Genomic DNA, 6,942 nt, shown 5'->3' with positions numbered 1-6,942 from the left:
CTGCCCAGCGGATACCCGGCAGGCACCCCGCAAGAATCCCTCGACTGCGCCTGCGGCCTCTACCTCGGCGACACCACAGCCTGGCTCGACCCGCCACCCCCGACGAATTAACGGGCGCGACCACTAGCGATAGCGGCCCCGCGGTGTCCGTCGGGATCCTGGTGGTGGTTCTCGGTTCGGGCTTCCGGCGAGTCCAGGATCGGGCTGGTGTTCCCACCCGGTAGGGCCTGCTCTTGGCGTTTCGGAGAAGCCACCGGGAGGTGTCCGCTGCGGTGGGGTTCTGATGTTGTGTCTCTCGGGTGGGGCGGCATCGTGACATGGTTCGGGATCGAGGTGCGGGAGCGTCTCGGCGGGGAGCACAACGGATTAAAAGTCTGCGGCAGCGGGCACGAAGGGGCGTTTGCGGGTAGCGATCGCTGAGCATGGCTCGACTGGGTTCCCCAGACAAGAACCCTTGAGCAACCCGTCCCCAGACGTTCGGTGTCGGACATGGTGTCCCCACCTGAAAGGGTGACTTGACCTGGAATAACACGATGGACGGGATATGGAGGGCGTCGCCGTCCGCGTCGCCCAACGCATCCGATCCCTCGCCGCCTAAGAGCACTGATCTTAACCAACAGCATTAGGAATTACTCGTTTAGGATGGTCGCGTGGGCGAACGCGTGTCGGCGTATCAGCGAAGGCGAGTGCTCGATGTCCTGCCGCTCGTTGCGGACTGGCCGCTCACGATGTCCGGGTGGGAGTACGTAGGCGGTCTGCTGGCCTGGCTGGAGGACGCACTTCTGCGGGACGACGGGCCGGAGGTCGGTCGGCTGGCCTCCGCTCTGGAGGCGGCGTCGCCCTCCAGGATCCATGTGCGGGTCTCCGCTCAGCGGGCGGAGCCGCCAGCGCCCGTGCGTGATCGGTTGAACCGGCTGCAGGAGACGCTCGCTGGCCCTCCGCTCGAGGACGTCCGGGAGGGGTCCGGAGACGATGCTGAGTGACCCCTCGCTGGTCGTCCATCTGTTCGTCTCGGTCCTTGACCCGTCCTACCGGGAGTTCCGGGCCGCCTGGGAGAGGTTCCGCGGAGACCAGGTGCTGTCCGACGTACCAGGTCTGCCGGTCGCGCCTCCGGAGAGCTGTGCGGACCTGCCTTCGTCTGGGCTGATCGCCGCCTCCGAGAACGCCGACGGCTCCGTCCAGGCGGTGCTGCGTCGCCGTCACGACCTGCTGTACTGGTCGGTGGCCCTGACTGCGGCAGGCGGATGGGAGGCCGCCGAGCGGGAGTGGCGGGAATCCGTCGGTCCGACGTCCGGGTGGGCGGTCGGTGAGGCCCGTGTCCTGCTGGCGCACGCCGATGACCTGGATGACGCGGGGCTGCCCGGCGCGGTCATCGACGCACTGCCTGGCGAGACTGGACCGCTCACTGCGTCCGTGTGGGACATGCCCGCACTGCGACTCTGGGAGCCGCCCGGCGAGGACGACCGACCCCTGCGCCGCATCGCCATGATCGCGGCGGACGGGCGCGCGGCGGACGGATGGATATGGAGCGAGAGCAGCGGCGTCCCGCCCCCATTCGCCCGGTATCTCGCTTATGCTGCGAAGGTTCGGCACCAGATCCGTGTGCACGCTGCGGCGGGGCCGCCGCCTGCGGTCGGTGAGCTCGCCGACCGGACGTTGGCGAGACTGTCCTCCCCGCCCGGCGTCGGCGCGGACCGGCTCGATGATCTCACCGATGCCCGGGAGCGGCTGCTGTCGGAGGTCACCGGACCGGAAGGTCTCAACCGGCGGCTCATCGGGCTCCGGGAGATGCGCAGGACCGTCCAGATCGCCCTGGCGAACGAGGAGTCGGCGGCGAGGGAACGAGGCGGGTCGTTCGCCGACGACCTCGACCTGGCCCGGTGGTTCTGTGATGTTCTGGAGGACGAGATCGCCTATCTCGACCTGGACCGGGAACGGGTCCGGGACACTCTAGATCTGCTCACCGCGCGGTTCGATGCGGAACTCCACCGCGATCGGCAGCAACTGCACGAGCGGGAGACGGCCCGGCAACACCGCGGAGAACGCGTCACCCTGCTGCAGACTGCGCTGGTCGGTGCCGCACTGATGGCACTGGCCGCGATCCAGGCGTTCGAATACCGGGTGGAATTCCTTCCCGCGTCCACGATGCCCGCGGTCATCGCCTTTCTGGGCACACTGTCCTTGAGCCTGGCCACCGTCGTCCTTGCGGTCTCGGCTGCGGGCACGGGGTATGAGCGACTGGTCCGCTTCTTCGGCGGCTTGGCGGCGGCCACCGCGGGCTGGGTCGCCCTCGACCTCGCCGCCCAGGCCGTGACCGACCGGGCCGCGCCGTCGGCCGCCGTCTGGGCCGTGATGGCGGTCCTGTTCCCGGCCGGATGGGCGACGGTCCGCCGGGTCGAGGAAGGACGCCAGTTCAGGCTCCGACGTGCAGGTACGCCGCCCACGTGAAGGGGTTGCCCGGATCCTCCTCTCGTGCCCGCAACGCCGCTTTCCGCAGGGCGAACGGTGCCTGGGACGGATCGGGCGGCCCTGTTCCATCCCCGGTGAGGACGGAGTAGAACCCGATCGCGAGGCGGGCGGCGGGGATGTCGGCGACAGGCCACAGCGTCCCGATGACCTGGCGGTATCCGGCCGTCAGGAATCCGCTCGTGATGTGCAGGGCCTCGTCGAGCTGACTGTGGAACGGGCCGGTGCTGCTGCATGCAGAGAGGAACGCCAGGTCGGCGTGCAGACGCAGTTTGGTGAGGGACTCGACGGTCAGCGGCTCGGTCTGGTGATCGTGAAGGAGGAGCCGGGGCGGACCGGAGAGGTCGTCACCAATGCCGTGGCAGGCGAAATGGGCGATGGAGCGCCGCCCGATCGCGGTGAGGACGGCGGCACGGGTGGCGTCCGGGCCGCTGAGGAGCAGGGCGCCGGGGACGAGCCGGGCGATGCCGTCGGTTTCGCGGGCGACGCCGAGCAGGGGAGTCGCCCCGGGGGTGTCGGGCTGGGCTACCAGCAGTGTGGCGGCGTCGTGGGAAGGCGCCTGGCTGAGAGCCTGGCCGAGAGCACGGATGGTCGGAGTGTAGGTGGAGACGACGCGGTCCAAGGCACTGTGCCGTCGAGCGCCGGAACGTCTGGCGGCATGGAGGGGGAGGTAGGCGACGTTGCCGACGGCGCACCAGCGGATCCGCGGCGGGTCCTGCGCAGGAGTCGTCTCTCGGAGGCCGAGAGCGTCGAGCACGGGTCCGGTGACGGTGTCCCAGGTCCAGGCGAGGGAGACGAGTAGACGATTGGCCGCCGCCTCCCTGTGCTCGGGGGATCCGGCGTCTGCGATCATGCCTCGGATCGTTCTGACCTCGCGGGCGAGCGCGTTGTCCGTGAGACCAGGCAGAGGAAGCGCGTGGACATCCTCTTTCGAGACGATCAGGGCGTGGCCGCCGGTGTCGCCAGCCAGGACCATCACCACGGGGACGTCGTCAACTAGGCCGAGGATGCGGTCGAAGGGCAGGGGGCGCAGGAACGACCTGAACTCCGGATGGGCGCGGACCGAGTCGAGAAGCCGCTTCCATCCGCCTTCGAGCTCCTCCCGTTCGGCGCGGATCCGCTCGGTCTCCACCAGGGGAGGCGGCGGGGAGAAGGGCGTGGCGAGGGACTCTTCTGTGTCGAGGAGCCGCATCCGTTCGCGCAGCCGCCGGTATTCCGCCGCCGCGTCCGGGAGGAGACCGTCGAGCCTCGCCAGGTCGTCGTGGAGCTCGCGGGCATCGGACAGCAGCACACCGCGGGTCTGCTCCAAGAGCTCGACGGCGCGCCGCGGGTCGCCCGCCGCGAGTGCGGCCTGTGCCGCGTCCGCTCCGAACCCGCTGAGATGCTGCAGCCGCATACGCCGGTCGTTCCAGCTCATCGTCAGCGGCGCGAGTTCGGTCAGCAGGTTCGCGGCCGCGCCGTAGACCCGGACCGCCTGGTGCGGGTCGGCCTCGAACGCGGTGATCTGGGCCAGTCCCCAGGCGGATACGAAGCGGGAGTCGACGCCTGCGCCATCGTCGTCTGCTATGCCGGCGTACAGTCGCCGGGCTTCGGCGAGGGCGCCCTGCCGCCCGGTCTTCTCGTGGATCTGCAGAAGGATCGAGGCGAGCTGCAGGTCGACGGAGACACTCGCCTCCCGAAGACCGGTCCCGAGGGTCGCCGCGCGACGGAGGCCGTGCTCGGCGTTCAGCAGCGCCTCGAGCCGGCCGGTCCGCTGGAAGACCAGGAGCTGCGTCTGGCTGCGGCTCAGCCAGGCGATCGAGAGGTGCGGGCTTGCGACCGGACCGTCGTCGAGCGCCGCGCCGAGCAACGTCTCGACCTCCTCGAGGAGGTCGAGATCACCTTCCAGGCTGTACTGGAAGGTGAGGAGAACGGCAAGCGAATTGCAGGCCTGAACGCGCCTGACGTCGCCGTCCGGGATGTCCGCCACGGCCCGCCGGGCGGCGGAGATCCCGAGACCGAGCAGACCGGCGTCCCGATACCGCATGAACAGGGCATACTGGAGGTGGCAGAAGGTCATCAGAGCACTCGGCGCGTGCTGGCCGGTCTGTCTGACGGTCCTGATGACCCCGTCCATGCGCGTCCGGGCCTCGTCGAGGACAAACCCCTCTCCGGAGTGGTCGTAGCGGGCCAGCAGGCCGCTCACCAGATTACTCACGTAGAAGGTGCGGTCCGCATGGCTGTCGGGGGTCAGGTCGACGGCCCGCTTCATGTGCGCGATGGATGCGTCGAGATCGGTGAGGTTCCTGGTGCGGGAGTATGAGAGCCGCAGGATGGAGCCAAAGTTGTTGTGGGCGCGGGCGCTGTCCGGTGCCGCCTCGGCGGCGGCTCGGCCGACGGTCAGTGCCTCCGCCAGCAGGTTGGTGTCGGGGTCGTGGCGGTAGGCGGTGTCGAGGGCGTAGCCGAGGCTGGCGAGGACCGACGGGGTGATGTGGGGGGAGTGATCCTGCGCGGTCCGTACGCCTTGGCGCAGGAACGCGATGCTCTCGTCGAGGACCGCCCTGTCTCCGGTCGACTCGAACAGGCTGCAAAGGATCTGGCCTCGATAGTTCAGTAGGTTCGCGGTGAATCGCCAGTCGGAGGGCGCGGTCTCCGCCGCCTTTCGCAGCAGGTCCGCGGCCTCAGCGAGCGTCTGCAAGTCACTCTCCGCCTGGGCGCAGCCGTACAGGACGCTTCCCGAGTGCATGAGCAGGTAGGCGTAGCGGTGGGGAGGAAGGGAGCCCGGAGTCGTCTGCGTGTGCAGCATCCGTTGCAGTCGCCGCTTCGCTTCGGCGATGGCGGCGAGATCGTCCGTTGCGAGGTAGAGCTCGCCCAGGGCACTGGCCAGAGCGAGAACAATGTCCGTGTCGGGCTGTTCCCCCTCCGCGAGGGGCCGGAGCAAGTCGATGCACTCTCGCAGGAGGTCGGTGCCCTCTTGTGCGAGGGTCGTGGTCGCGAGGGCCGAGGTGAGCTTGATGGTCTGCCGGTGCTGCGGATCGAGCGGGTCGAGCGTCGCGAGGACTGGCCGGAGGAGCGGCGAGTACAGCACGGTCAGGAGCGCTTCCTCCCTGAGGAGGTAGGCGTTGTGGAAGATGCCGACCAGGTACCGGAGAGACTCTGGCCGTCCCTGGTCGGACTGGTCGAGAGCCCGTCGGACCCAGCGTTCGATCTCCTCCCTGCGCCCGGGTTCCGGGTCGAGCGCGTAGCAGAACACCAGGACGGAGAGGCGCACGCCAAATTCTCGGTCGAGTTCCTCCGCCTCCACCGGAACCTCATGTAGCAGCAAGGCCGCTTCCCACAACATGTCCTCAGAGGAGGACGGGGCATCGTTGAAGAGCGCGAGCAGCAGGGCGGCCAGTGAGAACTTCCAGTCCGCGACCTCGGGGCGGGTGGGATACGCGTCGAGCAACGCGCGGATCACCGAGACCGAGCGATCCGCCCACGCAACATTATTCGTCGCATTCTGGAGACTTTCGTACCCCCGGACGAGGAGATACCGCAGGTCAAAGAGTTCCTTCTCGGAAAGGGGACCGTCGATCGCACGCTCGAGGTGGATGAGTCCCTGGCGCAGCGCCTCGACCTCGCCGTTAAGTTCGTATTGCTTGGAGGCGATCTGTCCAATGAGTGAGTCCAAGACCGCCTTCGGCTGCTCACCTCCACTGAACCTCGCGAGGAGCGCCGCTGCAGCCTCTGCCGTTCGCCGCGCCTCGCCGAGCAGGGGTAGGTCGGCTTCCCCCGAGGACGCGTTCGCCAAGGCACCGGCGAGGGCGGCCTGCCACTTCGCCCGAATGGCCACCCGTTGCGCTGGCAGGCCGTCCGAGGAAGGTGAGGCCGAGGGCTCCCCACCTGACTGGTGCAGTCGCCGCCGTGTGAGCACCACCAAGTCGACCACGTCGGACAGGGCGGCCTCCGGGATACGGACGTCGACCAATGAGACGAGGTCGCTGTGAAGAACATCGAGGGTTGCGGCATCGTCCATTCCTTCGATCTCGGCGTAGGCCGCCGCTTTGGCCGCATCCGGGTCGTGCTTGTACCAGGTGATGAACTCCCGTAGACGCACTAGCCACGCTAGGTCACTGGACGGCTGCCGGGAGATCAGGAAGGCGCGTATCGCCTGACTGGACGCTTCGATCAGGTCTTCCCAGTCTTCTTGTGCGCTGGCGTTCTGCCGTGCTAGGTGGTATCTCGCCAAGGTGAGATGCGCCTCGCGGTTCTGTTGCTTTCTCACTCCCTCCGCAGCCGATACCACCGGGGGAGCCAGCACCCATTCGGCATCCCCTGTCCTCTCCCACCGTTCGAGGGCTTCGCCGACCAGCTGCCGCAGCCTTCTCGCGAGGAGACGATTCGCCAGCGGCAGCACTCCCCACGCCAGAACGACGAGAGAAACGTAGAACACGATGAAGGCGGTCATCACCCTTCCAGTAAAACCGCCATCGCTGCCTTCAGGGAGGCGTGAAG

At 68.3% G+C, this 6,942-nt stretch carries 3 protein-coding genes; 2 read left to right on the top strand and 1 reads right to left on the bottom strand.

Annotation, left to right across the window (positions count from 1 at the left end):
• Positions 1–650 precede the first annotated feature (650 nt).
• Complete coding sequence (locus ABGB12_RS05050) at positions 651–983, top strand: CATRA system-associated protein (RefSeq protein WP_347674984.1); 333 nt, start codon at positions 651–653, stop codon at positions 981–983.
• The gene (locus ABGB12_RS05045) at positions 973–2,448 is read left to right on the top strand and encodes a CATRA conflict system CASPASE/TPR repeat-associated protein (RefSeq protein WP_347674982.1); all 1,476 of its coding nucleotides are present in this window, start codon (positions 973–975) and stop codon (positions 2,446–2,448) included. The genes ABGB12_RS05050 and ABGB12_RS05045 overlap by 11 nt, the downstream gene beginning before the upstream one ends.
• Here ABGB12_RS05045 and ABGB12_RS05040 read toward each other — a convergent pair.
• Positions 2,414–6,895 carry a CHAT domain-containing protein gene (locus tag ABGB12_RS05040; RefSeq protein ID WP_347674981.1) on the bottom strand — a complete coding sequence of 1,494 codons (4,482 nt, stop codon included), beginning with the start codon at positions 6,893–6,895 and terminating at the stop codon, positions 2,414–2,416. The two genes, ABGB12_RS05045 and ABGB12_RS05040, sit on opposite strands and share 35 nt — an antisense overlap.
• Positions 6,896–6,942: the final 47 nt, after the last annotated feature.

Origin of the sequence: Actinocorallia sp. B10E7 (genome assembly GCF_039871655.1) — a bacterium.
Lineage (GTDB): Bacteria > Actinomycetota > Actinomycetes > Streptosporangiales > Streptosporangiaceae > Actinocorallia.
This window is presented reverse-complemented; position numbering and strand designations above follow the sequence as displayed.